The following is an 18,232-nucleotide window of genomic DNA, read 5'->3' as shown; positions in this document are numbered from 1 at the left end:
TTTTAGCGCGGTTTCATCAATGGAAAAAATACCGTTTCCCTAACCGGCCTATCCATTAAGAAAGCAAATAATCTTTCTGAATAGGCAAAACCTGCAGTCGGCGGCATACCGTATTCAAGCGCTTCTACAAAATCCTCATCCATTCTTTGAGCTTCTTTATCACCGGCCTTTCCTAATTTAACCTGCTCCTCAAATCGCTCTCTCTGGTCAATCGGATCGTTAAGTTCGGAAAATCCTTTGCCCAACTCTGAACCTCCTGCCACAACCTGAAAACGCTCGACCCTGTCTTTGTCCAGCTGTGACCTTTTTGCCAAAGGCTCTATGTCAACAGGTGGTAATACCAGAAACCCAGGATCCCACAAGTTTGACCTGACTTTCTTCTTGAATACCACGTCAATCAACCTGCCCTTGCCAAGATGTTTATTAACGTCTATTTTGTTGTCCTTGGCGTAGTTTATTAAATCTTTTTCGCTTGCTTCTTTTAAATTAAGGCCGGTATATTTTTCAAAAACTTCATAATAATCATAAATATTCCAGGCAGCTCCCCAATCCAAACTTTTATCTTGGTAACTATGAGTTAAGGTCCCGAGGGTTTTCTTTATAACATGCTTAATGAGACGCTCAACAATTTTCATTAAGGCGTCGTAGTCAGTATACGCCCAATACATTTCCATTTGTGTGTAATCTTGAAGATGCTCACGATCCATTCCTTCATTCCTAAAGATTCTGCCAATTTCAAAAACTTTTTCAAAACCACCTACATTCAAACGCTTCAAGCTAAGCTCGGGGGCAATACGCAAATAAAGGTTAACATCTAAGGCATTCATGTGGGTTTTGAACGGTTCGGCATCTGCCCCTCCTGGAATTTGTTCTAGAATTGGAGTTTCCACTTCAACACCGCCATCATTTAATAAAAATTCTCTGGTTGCTTGCCAAAAAACAGATTTTTTTACAAAAAGCTCTTTTACTGCCGGATCCATTATCAAATCCAGATACCGCCTGCGAAGACGCTCCTCAACATCTTCCAAACCGTGCCATTTTTCCGGCAATGGTAATAATGATTTCGCCAAAAGTTTATATGCATGCACTTCCAAAGTCCGCTCTTCCTTCTTGGTCTTGAAAAGAGTGCCACCAGCTTCAATAAAATCACCTATATCTATGGTTTCCAAAAAGAAGTCGTATTCTTTCTCCCCTATCGCGTCTTTTTTGAAAAACAGCTGAATTTGACCTTTATCCAGCTCCAGTTTGGAAGAGTCCAAACTGGAGCTGGACGAGCCATCTTGTAAATCTAAAAATGTTGAACCACCATGCTCGCGCTTGGCCATAATTCGTCCAGCCAAAATCACTTCCACTTCTTTGGTTGAAAGTTCGTCAAAATCACCAATTGCTTGCTGGATTTCATGAGTACGCGAAGAACGAGACGGATAAGGATCTATGCCGGCTTTTTGCAATTTTTCTAATTTTTCTAACCGGGTTTTACGTAGATCGTCTAGGGCCATAATAAATAAATCATATCAAAGTAATGCAAAAACAAAAAGTCCCTTAGCGGGACCGCTCAATTCTTTGATTTAATTAGTTAATTTCTAAAATCTTGTAACTAACCATCCCGCCCGGCGTTTTTACCTCTATTTCTTCGTTTTTTTTACGCCCCAAGAATGCCGTGCCCAACGGTGATTCGTTTGAAATAAAACCATGCACCGGATTAGATTCTGCTGCGCCGACAATGGTAAATTTTTGTTCGCCATGCTCTCCTGATTTAACCCTCACTGTGGAACCCACGACCACAACCTCGACCTTCTGATGGGGACTGATTAAAACGCCACTTTTTATCATATCTTCAAGTTCACCAATACGCCCCTCATTGAAACTTTGCATTTCTTTGGCTTCAATGTATTCCGCATTCTCGGAAAGATCACCCAGTTCTTTAGCAGCCAAAATCTTCCGGGTAACCTCGGGTCTGACTTGTTCTCTGCGTTCTTCCAATTCTTTTTTTAGTTTTTCCAATCCTTCAGGACTGAAATATTGGGTGCTCATGAAGGTTCCGATTGAGTCGGCCGTGAGAGTTCCCATAAAAATCTAGTAAGATTTTTATGGGAGACGCGTAGCCGACAATTGGAATCACTGTAGGCATTAAAAATTAAAACAAATAGAAATTATATCATAAATAAAAGGGTCATCCGTTAAATGTGTGGATAACCCGCCGTTTTATTGCTCTTCATTTCTTGTCACAAAATACCATAAAAGAAAATCATTTGCAACTTTTATGGCCAAACCTTGACTTTGGTTAATATTTTCTACCAAAACAGTCATCACTATTTCCGGATCATTATAAGGACCAAATACCGTGAATAAAGAGTTAAGACCGCGGCCGGTAACTTGTGCCGTTCCCGTTTTAGCTGCCAAAACAACCGGCACATTTTGAAGAAGTGAAGCCGTGCCTGATAAAATAGTTTCTCTCATTCCCTGCTTGACTATATTTAGCGTTTCTTGATCAAAAGGCATTTGGCCCAACGTGTACGGTTCATTTTTCTCAAGCAACCGACCATCGGCCCCACGCACCTCTCTTACGATATACGGTTTCATTAAGTTTCCGCCGTTGGCAATAGCTCCGATATAAGTATTAAGCCAGACCGGAGTTACGATCAAATCGCCCTGCCCGATGGAGATATTGTAAGTATCGCCGACATACCAAGATTCGCCCTTGGTTTCTTTTTTCCATTCTTTTGACGGAACCAGTCCGGATACTTCCCCGGGCAAATCAATGCCGGTATTTTTGTCGGCACCCGCGCTCTTTATATAATTTGATATTCTATCAATGCCGAGACCCTTAATGTTACCGTAACCACCGCCCAAAGAGTAAAAGTAAACGTCAACTGAATCAGCAATAGCCTTTTTAATATCGGTCCAGCCATGCACCTTCCAATCCCGAAAAGTGTAAAAAATATTAGAATCAACCTCGCTTTGCACGCTAATACTACCGTTGGCAAAAATAATAGTGGAGGGAGTGACTACGCCTTCTTTCAAACCAGCTAAAGCTAAAAGTGGTTTAATAGTTGAACCCGGGCTGTAACGACCGGAAATTACTCTGTTTAAAAGGGGTCTGTCTGGATTTTTTAAAATATTTGGTATCGCTGAAATACTGTCTGGGGACGACGAATCCTCAAAAATATTATTATCAAAAGTGGGCATACTCACCAAACCCAAAACTGCGCCGGATTTAGGATTTTGAACTATGGCCGCGCCTCGCCTAACTCCGGCTGAAGCAAAAACATAACTCATTGTTTTATAAAGCTTGTTTTGTATTGAAGAATCTATATTTAAAAACAGGTTATCCGCCCCCTCGTTTTTTGTGTCTTGACTTACACGATTTAAAACTTCTTCACTGCTTAAAAAATTAAAATCCCTGTGTTCTCCGCGCAAAAATTGCTCATATTGAGCTTCAAGGCCGGTACGCCCAATGCGATCATTTATGAAAAAATAGTTATCATTCTTGAGATCATCGGGTGTTACCTTGGCGGTATTGCCCAAAAGGTGCGCTGACGCGGGACCGTCAGGATAGTATCGCCGGGCATTGGTCACGATAAATAAATATGGCAATGAAATATTTTTGATTTTTACCATTTCTTCCTTATTAAGATCGTTTTTTATGACAAAAGCGGCCTGATCTTTATTTTCTTCAAAAACCTCGCTCAATGACTCCACATTTCTGTCTATGATGGTCGAAATAAGCTTAATGCCATCCATGAGCATGTCACTGGATTTGGGCAAAAAAGTGTGCACCACAACTAAGTCAAAAACCGGCACATTCTCAACAAGTGCCCGATTATTAAAATCGTAAATTAAACCGCGCAAAGGCGATAATTGATAGCTCAAGAGACTACTCTGTTCCGCGGAAGAAGCAAAATGCTCACCTTCCACAATTTGAAATTGGAAAGATTTAAGAACAAGGAGCACAAAAACCACCGCTACTGCCGTGTAAAAAATATTAAAAACACTGCGACTGATTGGCGTTTCAATTGTCGGGTGAATGCTTAAGGTGTCGGCCAATGTTTCTTCCGGTTTTAGCTCTTCTGACTCAAAACTGTTTATTTTATACTTGCTAAGGTTCATAAAAAAACGTTAGTTTTTTACGTAACGTAACAAAAAATTAATAATTAGAAATACGGCCGCGGTTTCAATTATTATAAAAAAGAAACGATCAACTATTAATCTGGAACTGGATCCTATCGAAAATATTGCAAAGTAGGCAAAAATAAAAATAATGGTATAAACGACAAATGAGAGAAGTGAATGCTGGCTGATATTGAATCTGGTTTTGAATAAAAATATAGCCAAAGCAAGAAAAAGTATGGCAAAAGTAAAAAAACCCAAACGGTACCCGGAAAAAAAATCAAAAACAAAAGAAACCGCAACAATATAGGAAAGCTCTCCTGTGTTGTTTTTACAGCTAAGCATGAAAATCACAACGAAAATTGGATAAATGAAAACCGGCCAAGATGCCAGCGTGGGCAAAAACCGTTCCATGAAAAAGATTGCGGCCGAAGTTATAAGGAAAAATTTGAATCTGGACATAATGATACGAGTAGTATAAGGTAAATTCATGCTTTAGAAACAGTGGAGAGATAAGAATGGCATTAGTTGATCTTTTTGGACTGATTGCTGCAGGATTTTGCATTCTGCTAATGGCAATAGGACTTCCGTCACAGATTTTTAAAAATTACAAAAATAAGTCAGTTAAAGGGATATCCTTAGCATTGTATGCCATATTCTTTTTGAATTGTATATCCTGGCTAATTTATGCGTATCTAAAAAAAGATCATTATTTACTGGTTTCGAATATTCCCGGTGTCCTTGCTAACGCGGTAATACTTTGTCAATTCTTATTTTATAGAACTAGGTAATAACTTTTCCAAGTTCATATTTCACCAGTAATGGTGATTTATTTTATGTAAAAAGACGCGCTTTTTACTTTAATACCACAAATAAACTTGAGCCAAGGGAGGGATCAAAAAGCTGTCGAGCTGAAACTTTTTTGAAAAGTGCATTGGCCGAAGATTCGACCTTGGTTACTTCGGCAATTAACAGAGCTTCGTGCAACCCATCAAGACCACTGCTAACAATGGTTTCGTTTTCTTTAATTTCATCGCTATTGGTCACAAGATTAAGGCCTACATTGTTGTGCAGCCCCCCACTTGTTTCCACCAGCGTCCGCGACCCAAGTACGCGCCCACTGATTTTAACGCGCGGATCGTCAAGGAGTAAAACTACCGCCGAATCATCCAAAACCTGCCCCACCACACCAACCAATATATTGCCCGCGGTTATAACGGGCATTTTTTCTTCAACGCCGTCTTTAACACCCTTGTTAATCAAAGCCGTTGAAGACAACGCGCCTCTTTGTATATTAAAAATCTGCGCCAGCAACAGCGGCAAATCCAGCCGCCTGGCCACTTTTAGCTCGTCTCTCAAAAAATTATTTTCGCGCCTTAAACTATCCAGTTCCGCCAATCGTCCGAGTAAAATATTATTTTCTTCACGCAGTTTTGAATTCTCTTTAATTACTGCCTTGGTTTTCAAAAACCGGGATATATATTTTGAGAATTCAAGTAGATTGTCCGTTAAAAAAATCCCCGGAGTTTTGATAATTTTATAAAAAAAGTTTGGCAGTAAATTAGCGGCCAAATAGTTATTAAAAACAACGATCACGGCAACAATCAAGAAAATAATAAAATACTTTTTATAAAAATTGTTTGCCACTTTTTATATATACGCTTCTTTAGCGGTCCAGACCAGTACAGACTTAAGAGAATCGAGGTGGTCAAGTACCATACCGCAACCACGCACCACAGCTGTCATGGGATCATCAACAACCTTTACGGGCAATTTGGTTTCGTGACTAATTAACTCATCAAATCCCCGCAACAAACTGCCGCCACCTGCAAGAAAAATGCTTCTATTTAATAAGTCCGCAATCAACTCCGGAGGTGTTTCCTCGATCGTATTTTTAATTGCCAAAACAATACCTCGGATAGAACGGTGCATTGCTTTGCGCACCTCTTCCGAGGTTATGGTCAACTCTTTAGGTAAGCCGGTCAAAAGATCACGACCACGAACCTGCACAGTTAACTCTTCTTCCAAAGGATAAGCCGAACCAACGGCTAATTTTATGTTTTCTGCGGTTGAATCGCCAATTAATATGTTGTGCTCTTCCCTCATGAACAAACTGATATCGCTTGTTAATTTGTCACCGGCAATTCTCAAGGAACGCGAAGCGACAACCCCGCCCATTGAAATAACCGCCACGTCGGTTGTACCTCCTCCAATATCTATAATCAGATTAGCCGCCGCTTCTTGCACCGGCAACCTGGCACCGATTGCCGCAGCCATTGGCTCTTCTATAAGAAAAACGTCTCTGGCACCGGCATTATAGGCCGCATCTTCAACTGCCCTCTTCTCTACTTCAGTAACGCTTGCCGGAACGCCTATGACTACGCGCGGACGCGGAATCAAAGAAAATGATTTCTCTTGTGCCCTGTCAATAAAATACTTGAGCATTTGCTCAGTTACCTCAAAATCAGAAACAACACCAGCTATGAGCGGTTTGGAAACGATAATATAGCCCGGGGTGCGGCCAACCATTTTACGCGCATCTTGGCCAATGGCAAGAATTTGACCAGTTTTTTGATTTATCGCAACAATTGACGGCTCATCAATAATTATTCCTCTACCCCGGACATAAACCAGAGTATTTGCAGTACCCAAATCAATCCCGATATCCTTTGACCAAAAATTGAATAGTTTATCGAACATGATAACAACTTAGAATAACAGAATTAATATTAACAAGCAAAAAAAATCGCTCACCATTATCCCTCATATCACCATTTGTCCACCCAGCGAATGGACTGCATTCCGTCAAAAGCGTGGATTTTGCTCGCAGTGTTTTACTATTATACTGCTCGCAAACCGTGCAATCCACTCTTTTGACGGTGCTATGAGGTATAATGGCCTCGCTTTTTTATGACACTTCCTTCTTGATTATTGTTGTTATAAAAACCGCCGATTGGTATCGGCTTAGGGTTTGTAATTTTTGTAAATCTAGCAAACTAAAAATAAAAAAGCTCCCTGAACGGCCAATGTCAGGGAGCCGACTAAAAAATTGGGCATCAGTAACCATTGCTTTTGGCCAAACAACGATCAGCCCGCTCGGTGGCTACAAGCTCTCCCGGCCTGCCCATCGTTTCCACATACCAGTGTTCCTTTCTACTCAACGGTATGGTAGAGGGTGGAACAAACCAAGAGGCATTGCTGCCCCTCGGAGGAACGCAAGAGCCATGGGGCTTTACTGGCCCCAAAACTTCATCATGTTAATTCCTCCAATGTATTTTAACAAAGAAACCCCGAGCGGATAGGGTTCGGCGACACGCCGTACACGGATCAATCCGCTCGGGAGATTGCATCCCACCGATGCAAGCAAGGTTGTTCTTGAAACACTTGAGCAACCCAGCAAACAGTCCCGAAAGACTTGCCCAGCACCTTTCGCAAAGCGAAAGGTGCTGGGATGAAAAGAACTATTTTCGGGACTTTTTGCTAGGCTCTAGAACTATACTTTTATAATGTAATTATAGCAAACTACCTATTATTTTGTCAAGTGGCACTAGTCTCACCTCTTTTTCACTTCTCCTTTTTATCTCAACGCTCCTTTTTTGTAAAGTCTTCTCACTGATAACCAATCGTATCGGACAACCGATCAGATCGGCATCGGCAAACTTTTCCCCTGCGGTTTTGTCGACCCGATCATCATATAATATCTCAATGCTGTTATGTAATAGTTCTTCATAAAGTTCTTCACCAACTTTTTCAGCACCAGACAAAACAACTAGATGTACCTTAAGTGGCGATACTGATTCCGGCCAAGCAATACCTTCGTCATCGTGGTGTATTTCTACCAACGTCCCCATCACTCGTCCCAAACCAATACCGTATGAGCCCATGATCACAAAGTGTGACTCCCCTTTTTCGTCAACAAATCTCAAATCAAATGCTTTTGAATATTTATCGCCAAGCGGAAATGTGTTGCCGATTTCAATTGATTTTAGTTCCGTAATTTTACCCTCCTCGCCTTCGCCAAGGCATTTCGGGCATTGATCGCCATTTATCAATTTTGAGATTTCTTTATTCTCTGCATATTCGCATTTATCGCAAACAAAAATAGTATCTTCGCCAATATCAGATAGAACCTGAAACTCGTGTGTGTTTTCCGCCGTAAATGTCCCGCCAGCGGCAACTGTATAAATCGATTTCAGGCCGCAACGATGAAAAATTTTATGATAGGCACCCTTTACTTCTTCATAATATTTTTCCAAATCTTCTTGCGTGGCATGAAAACTATAAAGGTCCTTCATCATAAATTCCCGCCCGCGCAAAAGACCGGATTTGGCCCGCAGTTCGTTGCGGAATTTTGTTTGTATCTGATAAGCGGCAAAGGGCAGATCTTTGTACGAGCTTATGAAACGCGAAGCAATCGCAGTCAGGACTTCCTCATGAGTCCAACCCAAAACAAAATTACTTAGTGGTTCAACCACTAAGTCAGACTTAGTGGTTGAACCACTAAGTAAACCGTTAGTCACCTTAAATCCAATTTCTACGTCCCAGCGTCCGGTGGCGTCAAGATATTTTTTTTCAACCAACGCTGGCATAAACATTTCCACTCCGCCGATTTTATTCATTTCTTCTCTGATAATACCGGCTATTTTTTGCACAACCCGCCAACCCAAGGGCAAAAAGGTATAAATCCCAGCGGAATTCTTGTAAATAAAACCACCGCGTTCAAGCAGTTGGGCATTTATACTAGTTTCGTCCTTGGGATTTTCGCGAGTAGTTTTAGTAAAAAGTTTGGATAGCCTCATTGTTTAAATTTTAGGACATTTTTCGCCAGGATGCCAATATTGTGTTTTTGTAAAATCCGGTTTGCCGCCTTCCAAATCAACAGTAACATTCGCGCGGCTGTTATTTGGAATTGTTTTTTCACACCTGGCACAAACATGCTCTTTGCGTGTGTCAAAAACTGCCGCTCTCCAAAATGTTGGATATTTCTCCCATCTTAATTTTTTATGCTCCACTTGCTCTTCTTTTTTGGGATTTTTATAAAGTTTTAACTGTTCAACCATAATTTTATAGGAATTTCAAAATATCTTTTGTCGTAATATAAATCATAAGTAAAATTAAAAGTGCGAATCCGACGGTATTTACGGCATTTTCAATTTTTCTGGAAACGGGTCTGCCTCTTAACCTTTCAATGCCCACAAAAAGAAGGCGTCCTCCATCCAACGCGGGAAAAGGAATTATGTTTAATACGGCAAGATTGATTGATATAAGCGCTGTAAATTGCATTAGATATGTGAATCCAAGCCGCGCTGCTTTGCCGGTAATCACGGCAATGCCTACGGGCCCGGAAAGTTCGACCCCGGCTTTTCCTGTAGCAAAAATATTTTTTATAATTGTCGCGTACCCTGCCACTGTGTAGTGAAAGATGTTGACCGCGTCCATGGTGCCGCGTCCGATTGATTCATACCACGGGTATTTGATAATGCCGGTGGAAGCTAATGATATGCCGAGGGACCCTTCGCCTTCAGGCGGGTTAATGCGGGGCGTCATTTTCTTTTCTGATAACTCGTTGGCGCTTCGCACCAACACAATGACGTTTTTGCCTAGATTTTGATTAATAAAATTCTGCACATCTTGAACCTTGAATACTTCTAGGGTTCCGCCGTCCAGTTTGAATCCAACTATTTCGTCCAAGGGCTTCAATCCCGCTTGCTCCGCAGGACTTCCGGCGGCAATCTGAATGATTTGTACTTTAATGTCACGAGCCTGTTTTACGGATGCCTCATCAACTAATCCCACACGTAGACCCATGGCATTGCCAACCACCAAAAGCACAATTGCCAATAGAACATTCATAACCACACCAGCGACAATGATTCCTGAACGCACTCCTGCTTTAGCCGATGCGAAACTTCTTGGATTTTCTGACTCTTGTCCATCCTCACCCAAAATTTTAACGAATCCGCCGAAAGGTATCCAGTTAACAGAATAAATTGTCTCTCCACGCTTTATGCCAAAGGCGCGCGGCGGAAAGCCAAAACCAAATTCCTCCACTTTCATACCCGCCCGTTTGGCCATAATAAAATGCCCAAACTCATGGACAAAAACCAACACGCTTAAAACAATTATGAAAATTATAGCGGTAATCAAATTAATTTAATAATTCCTGCTCTTTCTTGTTTTCCAATTCTTCAATTTTCTTGTTGTAGTCGTCTATGATTTTCTGCAAGTCGTCTTTGGCTTTAAACTTATCGTCTTCGCCAATTTCATGGCCACGTTCCATTGCCTGAACCTTGTTCCAAATTTCTTCGCGAATTCGGCGTATTTTGACGCGCGCTTCTTCGGTTTTATGTTTAAGAGATTTGATAAACTCTTTTCTACGCTCTTCGGTTAATGATGGTATGTTCAGACGTATAATTTGACCGTCAACAACCGGATTCAGCCCTATTTCGCTTTTTCTTATAGCACCGCTTATTGCCTCAACTACACCCTTGTCCCATGGCTGTATTACTAATGATCGCGGTTCAGGGGTAGTAATGGTTGCTAGCTCTTTAACATGCATCCTCTGGCCATAGGCATCAACAATAATATCCTCCACTAGCGCCGGAGTTGCTCGTCCCGTGCTTATGGAAGCAATATCATTTTTATAAAAATCCAAAACCCCCTCAAAACCAGACTTTTTTTGATTGAGTAAATCTTTAATATTCATGGATTGAGTTTACACTTGTATTAAAAAGTTTTCCAATGCCAACCGTTGATTAAACTGTGGCTTATTTATTATTTCATGAAGCACCAACAGATTTTTAAGGATTTTATGCGCCTTGGGTTCATTTAAACGTGTCCTTAGATAAAGCGTCCAATATAAAATCTTTTTGGCTAATTCGGTCTTATTTTTTTCACCTGCAAATCCGGCAGATGGGTCGGCAAGTTTTTGGGCAATAGCCAGCCGCTCATTGATGTCAGATTTAATTAAATGCATCACCTCTTCAATCGCATCTTTAACTTCATCAAAAGAATTTTCCTCTACAATTTTTTTAATAAGACCCAATCTGCCATTGGCAAATTCTGTCAGTAATTCTTTGTTCTTGTTGGATAATTTAGCGTCAATTAACATGTTTGCTATCAATTTTTTAGGATGTGATGAAAATTTAATCTCCTGACAACGTGATACAATTGTTGTCAAAAGAGATTCCGGGTTAGCAGTAACTAGAATAAAAATTGTTGATGGACTCGGCTCTTCCAGAATTTTCAATAACGAATTCTGGGCCTCAATAGTCATTAGATGCGCATCATCAATAATCACAAATTTATAAGGCCCGACATAAGAACTTAAAGAAACAAATTTTTTAATTTTACGTATCTCTTCAATTGCAATAGAATGCCAGCTTTCAGAACTAGCGGGACTAACAGTTAAAATGTCCGGGTTGTTACCCTGCGATTTATTACCGCTTATAACATGATTTGCTAATTCAAATGCAAAAGTCCTCTTGCCTATCATTTCCTGGCCGGTAAAAAGATAAGCATGGGCAAAACCACCATTTTGTATGAAATTTTCAAATAATTTTTGATTTTTATCAAAACCGATTGTTTGCCAAGACATTGTAATTAAGAAATCACAAAACCAAGAATCTGCTGAGCTATGATTCTTGCCGCTTCGAGTCTAGCGAATTGTTTAATTTTTTGCGATAACTCAACACGATTGCCATAAGCATTCTCTATCTCATTAATTAGTATGTGCGCAGTTAAGTTATCTTGTTCAATTACTATAGCTCCAAATTTAGCAAATTCTCTGGCATTAGCCAATTGGTGATCGCTAGCTGAACCCTTAAGGGGAATGATTATTGCTGGTTTACCAACGGCAGCTATTTCAAATATCGTTCCGGCGCCGGAACGTCCCACAATCACATCAGAGGCGGAATAAGCCAAAGTCATCTGCTGCAAATCAAAAGCAGGGTAAAGACGATAGTTTTCTGCAATAACCTTGCCAAATGTACCTTCTCCTTCTTTGACGATTCTTAGTATTTGAGAGTTTGTATTATCGTAATTATTCAAACCACACTGGTGAATAACCTGGAATTTTTTGGTAAGTTCAGTCAAAGAAAGCAAAAGCTTTTCATTTATAACTTGCGCACCCTGGCTAGCACCGGTAATTAAAACGGTTGGTTTGTTTGGATCAAGGTTAAACGCGGACAAGGCCACCGCTTTGTCTACTAAGTTAGCAATTCCGGCTCTCATTGGATTACCAACTACCTCAATCGAATTTTGCTTAAAATAAACCCTGGCTTCATCGAATGCCAAAAAAATCTTTTTAGCCCACTTGCCAACCCTAAGATTTGCCTTACCAGGTATGACATCTGATTCATGAATTATAATCGGAATAGAAAAAAGACGAGCCGCAAGCACCGGCAAAAAAGAATCATGCCCCCCCTTGGAAAAAATTAAATCTGGCATAAATTGCCAAACATGGAATAACGCCTGCAAAAATCCAAGTGGCACCTTCAAACTATCTACAAAATTTTGGATACTCAAATAACGGCGCCATTTAGGGCTTGCGATGTCAATAACAGCAACACCCATAATAACGGCTGCGTCTTTTATAAACCCACCAGCGCCAATAAATTTTAACTCCAAATCCTGGCTTGTTTGGCCAGCCAATTTCTGTAATTCTTCTGCCACGGCAATAAGCGGGTATACATGCCCGCCAGAACCAGCACCAGTTAGTAAAATGCGTATGGGCATAAATTCAATTCTTTCCACGTTTGATATCCTTAACTATATTATACACACTTTCTTGAAATTTGGTCATTTAAGCAATTTTAACATCTCCGGCCAGGGCCTGGTATTTATTACGTCTTTTTTTCCTGCCCAGCCGCGACGAGCTTGGGCAATACCGAATTCAAGGAATTTGAAATGAGCAACGGAATGCGCGTCAGAATCAATTGCCAATTTTACTCCAGCACTTACGGCCTTGCGTATATATTCGTCTTTTAAATCAAGACGCTCTGGGTAAGCATTGATCTCGAGTATCGTCTTGGTGCGCTTAGCTGTTTTAATAAGTTCATCAATGTTCACTTTGTATGGTTCTCTTTTTTGTATTAACCGACCTGTTGGATGAAACAATATGTCCACATTGGGGTTTTCCATCGTTCGAATTATCCTTTTTGTCATATCTGCTTCTAGCATATTGAAACTGGAATGCACTGACGCACCGACAACATCCAATTTGGCCAATGTTTCGTCGTTAATGTCTAATGTGCCGTCTTTGTTTATATTAACTTCCGCACTCTTTAGTATCTTAATTCCACTAACCTGTTTTTGAACTTTATCGATTTCGGCCATTTGCTTGACTAGTCTTTTTTCATCAGAACCGTTGGCCATGGCAAGGGACTTTGTATGATCAGTAATCACAATATATTCTAGCCCTTGTTTTTTGGCCGCTTCCGCCATTTCTTTTATTGAATTTTCACCGTCAGTCCAATCAGTCTGCACCTGCAAATCACCAAGCAAATCGTCATAACCGATCAACATTGGTAATTCGCCTTTTATGGCCGCTTCTATCTCTCCGCTATTTGTCCTAATTTCCGGATCCATGCAGTTCATACCAAGTTTTTTATAAATTTCCTCTTCTGTTTTTCCGGCAACCAATCGCCTGTCCTTGTATAAACCATATTCATTTAGCTTGTAGCCCTTTTTAATCGCAATTTCACGTAATGTGATATTGTGGTATTTATCTCCAGTAAAATACTGGAACGCGGCGCCGAATGATTCCGGTGGCAGAACACGAACATCCGCATCCGCTCCAATCTTCAACCTAACAGAAGTTTTTGTAGGTCCTTTAGATAGTACCCCCTGGACTTCAGGCATGTGCACAAAATAATCCATCACCTTGTCTGGTTTGTTGGAAATAACCAAAATATCCAGATCGCCGACCGTTTCTTGCATCCGACGCACAGAACCGGCCGCTTCTGCTTGCTTGATATATGGCAAGGCACGTAAATTTTCCAAAATTTTGCGGGCAACTGGCAAAACATGTCCCAACAAAAAACGGCCATGTGACTGCCGCAAAAATTCTATACCCTTGAGTATTTTTTGCTCTGATTTTTCGCCTAAACCCTCAAGTCCCCGTAATTTGCCAGTCTTTGCCGCTTTTTCAAGATCAGCAATATTTTTTATTTTTAATTTTTGATACAATTTTTTGACCAGCTTTGGCCCAACACCTTCAATGGTCATCAGACTCTTAATATCAACCGGAAATTGTTTTTTTAGTTTTTCGTAGTCCTTAACGCGGCCGGTCTTTATATATTCCTCAATGCGCTCGGCAATACCGCGGCCAACGCCGGGAATGTTTTCAAGCGCTTTAATTCCGCCTTTTTTGTAAATCTCGCCCACGTCTTCTTCAAGCGATTGAATTGAAAAAGCCGCATGCTCATAAGCGCGCGGCTTAAATGCTATTTCATTCATCTCCAAAAATGACGCTATTTCAGATAAAATTTTTGCTAATTCCTGATTAGACATATTGCTTAAATTCTACCAACCCACTCAAAAATTACAAACCAACTCATTCCAAAGAGCTCGATAACCAGCTACGCGAGCTCTTTTTGTTCAATCCACCTGATTACAGGATTTTTCACAAAAAGCCTCGCCTCCGCTGGAATAACATCCTCTCCTTAGTAATTTGCTAACGATAAAAACCGCCGATTGGTATCGGCTTAAGATTTGCAATCTTAATTGAGAGAGCAATTACTTGGTTCCGTCTAATTTGAATGGCGCGGCGGATTCGCGCTTTAGTTTGAGCGTCTGAAGAAGTTTTTCCCGTTTTATTTGCATTAACGTTTTGGCGTCATTTTTAAGAGTTGAAAGTATGATAGTAGAAACATAACCCATGGCTGCCAAGAGAATAAAAACAACCTTAAAACCGAATTTATCAGCCAATATGGATCCCAGATACGCGCTTGAGCCTACGGAAATACCGATAGCAATATCCTCAAGCGACCATTCAAAACCGGTTTTACCACGATCGATATGGTCAGTGAATAGTATGCGCCACCCCGGAACAGCCATTGAATTAACTAGCCCTAAAACTGCTTGGATCAAGTAGATATGCCACGGCAAACTTACAAAAATATAAAAAAGTGGCAACGAAGACATGATGAAGGTGCCTGCAACGACAAAATAAAATTCATCACGCTCGCCATCGGTCCGATCCATAAAACGTGACAAGGGCACTGTAGTCGCAGTGCGGACAATCCAATAGCAAGCCGTGGCCAATCCGATTACCCTTAATGAGCCGCCTTCAATGTTATTCAAGACAAAAACAGCAAAAATCGGCGCTAGAAGGCCGAAAGCAAAATTAATAAAAAAATCAGAAATTACAAGATGACGAATTACGCGATTGACCATATTAAAAAATACTTTTTATTTCACTTGAGGCAGCCCAAAACCTGAGGCATCATCGTCCCCAAGAGGCAAGAGGTCGTTTGCTAAAAAGTGAAGGTAATCGCGAGTTGCTAAAAGTTGATCTGAAATAGAAGCAGAAGCGGATGATTGCCAGTATTTAGCGGCAAGACCCACAACAAACGGTGAAGCCATTGAAGTGCCTGAAAGTATTGCATAGCCCTTGTTGTTCCAAGTTGACTCAATATATTCACCGGGTGTGGCTAGTTCCACGTCTCTATTCTCCACAATCCAAGGTGTCGTGGTTGAATTGATGCCCCGAGAACTCCAATCTGTCACAGATTTTGTTTGATTTATGGCACCAACAGCAACAACAGAAGCGTAGGCGGCCGGATAATCAATACTGTCCGGAAACGGCCCATCATTGCCAGCAGCGGCCACCAAAAGCGAACCTTTGGAAAAAGCGTAGTCAACCGCATCGCGTATCAATGACGATTCTTGGTCTGAACCGAAACTCATATTTACCACTTTGGCTCCCTCATCTGCGGCCATACGCAAAGCGGTGGCGATATCATCGGCATAACAAGAACCGTTTGTGCCGCAAACCTTATAGGCAAAAAGGTTGGCTTGTGGAGCGACGCCATATAACCCTTTGCCATCAGCACCTGCGTCAGCCGCTATAATACCGGCCACATGGGTACCATGACCATTCTTGTCATCGCATTTGCCATCAACTACCGGATATCTAAAATTTGAAAAATCCTTGCACTGCGTGATTCTCCTTGCCAAATCAGGATGGGAAACCAGAATGCCGGTATCCAAAATAGCAACATTTATTCCCAGGCCTCCAGAAGTCGTTTCAATGGCCGAATTGGCATAAATCGTTTCAATGCCCCAAGGCGTTTGATCCGAAGGAAGATAGCGAATTGTGCCGCCCTTGCCTTTTATACTTTTCGGCGCGGAAATTTTGGGAGATACAATATCTGAATCGTCTGAAGAAAACGCTGGACTAATTTTGGAATCGGAATCTGTATCGGAAGTAACCGTTGGCTCGCCAGGTAAAATCTGTAATATGGCAACTGGTTCAATTTCTACTCCGAAAACCTTAGCCAAGCGTAATTGGAAGTCGGAAGCATCGGTGGTAAAACCATTGTCAAAATTATGTCTAACTCCAAGAGCATTTTTCCAAAATCCTTTCGTTGATTTGACGAAATATCTGCTATTATCAGCAGAAGCGTGAGCCATCGGCAAAAATGCCAAAAAACCCCCAAAAAGTAAGCAAAAAACTAGTTTTCTATAAGTTTTCATGTTTGTCATTAGATTATAGCACAATAATCAGTTAAAACAAAAAATTATCCACACCCACCCAAAAACTAATTTTTATCGCCATTTGCGGTTATGAAAGCCAATACCAACCAGAAAGCCAAACTTCCCTGCTGGGATGTCAAAAGAAAATGATCAAAAATACCAATTACAATAAAAGAGAGGGCGAAAATTAGAAAAAACACGGTACGAAGTTTCGTGAAATCTGCGTGATGGATAAAATTATAAAAAATATAAAATATAAACAGCATGAGCGTGCCGAAGCCGATAAACCCAGTTTCGCTAACTATCAGTAAATAAATATTGTGGACAGGCTGATAGGCTACTGACGGTAAATGTTTAAATTTATACATAAGATTCAGCACGAATTGACCGATCCCGACTCCAAGCAGTGGATTTGATAGGGCGGTAGAACCAGCTATCTTATTGTAAAAAACCCGCTGGGTAACTGCCTCCTCCTGCGCTGAAACATGAATACGTGAATTCACCTGAGGCCAAAAAATAACCGAAAACAACAAGGCTGCCGCTACGGAAACTGAAAAAAGAATAAACATTTTGCGCTTTAATATTTTATTTTCGCGAAACTCTCTTTTTAAAAAAACAATGACAAATGTTGCTAAAACACCCAAAACCCAAAGTCCTATAATTACTCGCGAAAAAGTAAAGAAAAAGCCGAAGAGTAAAACAGGGTAAATAAACAACTTCGGCACATCATGAAACCGTCTGTCTTGTGCTGTGTGATAATATAAAAACCAATAATAAAAAGCGAAAATTGCTACAAACAACCAAGCGGCTAAAATGTTAGGGTGCGTGGCGGTACCATAAGCGCGCAGATATTTCTCGCCATCAGCCATGAACACGGCCATGCCGGTTGTATTAACAGAAAGTGGACTCTCGCCTAGCAACCGCAAACCGATACTCCCTTGCTTAGCATATTGAACAATGGCAATTATTGATTGAAAAAAACCGGACGCGATAATAACAGCTAAGACCGTTCTGAATTGAAAAACTTTGCCAAAATTGTGTTGCAAATAGAAATAGAATCCGATAAACTCGGCCAGTTTGAGCAGTTGGTAAAAAGATAGACCGATGATACGCGAATTAAAAACAGAAATTGCCGAAATTATTAAAAATGATAGCAACCAAAGGTTTGATGATTTTAAAATTGAAAATTTACTGGAAATTGGAAATTGGAAATTTGAAATTGGGCCATTGTTAATTTTCAGACTTCTCGCCAGCCAAAAAATTAATAACAAGACGAGAAATATATCCGTCCCATAAAGATAGGCTGATGTCCACTGGTTGAACGGTCGAGTCCAACTATGCAAAATCACCCGCGCCTGGACCGGTATGGTAAATATCAATAAATAAAAAATGGTTCGCTCCAGCCTTTCAGACATTATTTAAA

General features: G+C 40.7%; 17 protein-coding genes. 1 reads left to right on the top strand and 16 read right to left on the bottom strand.

The window, feature by feature from the left end; all coding sequences use genetic code 11:
- Nucleotides 1-2 precede the first annotated feature (2 nt).
- The 4 genes from lysS to HYT61_01735 form a co-directional block, all read right to left on the bottom strand.
- The gene (gene lysS, locus HYT61_01750; protein MBI2062947.1) at nucleotides 3-1,499 is read right to left on the bottom strand and encodes a lysine--tRNA ligase; all 1,497 of its coding nucleotides are present in this window, start codon (nucleotides 1,497-1,499) and stop codon (nucleotides 3-5) included.
- 73 nt (nucleotides 1,500-1,572) lie between these two features.
- Nucleotides 1,573-2,034, bottom strand: a complete 462-nt coding sequence (greA, locus tag HYT61_01745; GenBank protein ID MBI2062946.1) for a transcription elongation factor GreA — start codon at nucleotides 2,032-2,034, stop codon at nucleotides 1,573-1,575.
- 171 nt (nucleotides 2,035-2,205) lie between these two features.
- Entirely contained in the window at nucleotides 2,206-4,110 is a 1,905-nt protein-coding gene (mrdA, locus tag HYT61_01740; protein MBI2062945.1) for a penicillin-binding protein 2, read from the bottom strand.
- A 9-nt stretch (nucleotides 4,111-4,119) separates the two neighbouring features.
- The gene (locus HYT61_01735) at nucleotides 4,120-4,572 is read right to left on the bottom strand and encodes a hypothetical protein (GenBank protein MBI2062944.1); all 453 of its coding nucleotides are present in this window, start codon (nucleotides 4,570-4,572) and stop codon (nucleotides 4,120-4,122) included.
- A 56-nt stretch (nucleotides 4,573-4,628) separates the two neighbouring features.
- Here HYT61_01735 and HYT61_01730 point away from each other — a divergent pair, with 56 nt between their 5' ends.
- Nucleotides 4,629-4,901, top strand: coding sequence for a hypothetical protein (locus HYT61_01730; protein MBI2062943.1), 273 nt, complete (start codon nucleotides 4,629-4,631; stop codon nucleotides 4,899-4,901).
- A gap of 64 nt (nucleotides 4,902-4,965) precedes the next feature.
- Here the strand turns inward: HYT61_01730 and HYT61_01725 are convergent, their stop codons facing one another.
- From HYT61_01725 to HYT61_01670, 12 genes are all read right to left on the bottom strand, one after another.
- Nucleotides 4,966-5,757, bottom strand: a complete 792-nt coding sequence (locus tag HYT61_01725) for a rod shape-determining protein MreC (GenBank protein MBI2062942.1) — start codon at nucleotides 5,755-5,757, stop codon at nucleotides 4,966-4,968.
- Nucleotides 5,758-5,760: 3 nt separating this feature from the next.
- Complete coding sequence (locus HYT61_01720) at nucleotides 5,761-6,810, bottom strand: rod shape-determining protein (GenBank protein ID MBI2062941.1); 1,050 nt, start codon at nucleotides 6,808-6,810, stop codon at nucleotides 5,761-5,763.
- 812 nt (nucleotides 6,811-7,622) lie between these two features.
- On the bottom strand, nucleotides 7,623-8,909 hold the full coding sequence (locus tag HYT61_01715; GenBank protein ID MBI2062940.1) for a hypothetical protein: 1,287 nt from the start codon (nucleotides 8,907-8,909) through the stop codon (nucleotides 7,623-7,625).
- 3 nt (nucleotides 8,910-8,912) lie between these two features.
- Nucleotides 8,913-9,170 (bottom strand): hypothetical protein, encoded by a 258-nt coding sequence (locus HYT61_01710; protein ID MBI2062939.1) that lies wholly within the window; start codon nucleotides 9,168-9,170, stop codon nucleotides 8,913-8,915.
- Between the two features lie 4 nt (nucleotides 9,171-9,174).
- On the bottom strand, nucleotides 9,175-10,257 hold the full coding sequence (locus tag HYT61_01705) for a site-2 protease family protein (protein ID MBI2062938.1): 1,083 nt from the start codon (nucleotides 10,255-10,257) through the stop codon (nucleotides 9,175-9,177).
- Between the two features lies 1 nt (nucleotide 10,258).
- Nucleotides 10,259-10,816, bottom strand: a complete 558-nt coding sequence (gene frr, locus HYT61_01700; protein ID MBI2062937.1) for a ribosome recycling factor — start codon at nucleotides 10,814-10,816, stop codon at nucleotides 10,259-10,261.
- 9 nt (nucleotides 10,817-10,825) lie between these two features.
- On the bottom strand, nucleotides 10,826-11,707 hold the full coding sequence (locus tag HYT61_01695; GenBank protein MBI2062936.1) for a hypothetical protein: 882 nt from the start codon (nucleotides 11,705-11,707) through the stop codon (nucleotides 10,826-10,828).
- A gap of 5 nt (nucleotides 11,708-11,712) precedes the next feature.
- Nucleotides 11,713-12,864 (bottom strand): UDP-N-acetylglucosamine--N-acetylmuramyl-(pentapeptide) pyrophosphoryl-undecaprenol N-acetylglucosamine transferase, encoded by a 1,152-nt coding sequence (locus HYT61_01690; GenBank protein MBI2062935.1) that lies wholly within the window; start codon nucleotides 12,862-12,864, stop codon nucleotides 11,713-11,715.
- A 45-nt stretch (nucleotides 12,865-12,909) separates the two neighbouring features.
- Nucleotides 12,910-14,622, bottom strand: coding sequence for a DNA polymerase/3'-5' exonuclease PolX (polX, locus tag HYT61_01685; GenBank protein ID MBI2062934.1), 1,713 nt, complete (start codon nucleotides 14,620-14,622; stop codon nucleotides 12,910-12,912).
- Between the two features lie 225 nt (nucleotides 14,623-14,847).
- Nucleotides 14,848-15,507 carry an MFS transporter gene (locus tag HYT61_01680; GenBank protein ID MBI2062933.1) on the bottom strand — a complete coding sequence of 220 codons (660 nt, stop codon included), beginning with the start codon at nucleotides 15,505-15,507 and terminating at the stop codon, nucleotides 14,848-14,850.
- Nucleotides 15,508-15,522: 15 nt separating this feature from the next.
- Nucleotides 15,523-16,818: a S8 family serine peptidase gene (locus HYT61_01675; GenBank protein ID MBI2062932.1), complete on the bottom strand. Its 1,296-nt coding sequence runs from the start codon at nucleotides 16,816-16,818 to the stop codon at nucleotides 15,523-15,525.
- A 56-nt stretch (nucleotides 16,819-16,874) separates the two neighbouring features.
- On the bottom strand, nucleotides 16,875-18,224 hold the full coding sequence (locus tag HYT61_01670; GenBank protein ID MBI2062931.1) for an O-antigen ligase family protein: 1,350 nt from the start codon (nucleotides 18,222-18,224) through the stop codon (nucleotides 16,875-16,877).
- Nucleotides 18,225-18,232: the final 8 nt, after the last annotated feature.

It is taken from the genome of Candidatus Yanofskybacteria bacterium (genome assembly GCA_016181175.1).
In the GTDB taxonomy this organism is placed as follows: domain Bacteria; phylum Patescibacteriota; class Minisyncoccia; order 2-02-FULL-40-12; family IGHO2-01-FULL-4-A; genus 2-01-FULL-44-17.
Note: the sequence above shows the minus strand (reverse complement) of the source record. Positions and strands in the feature narration are given on the sequence as shown.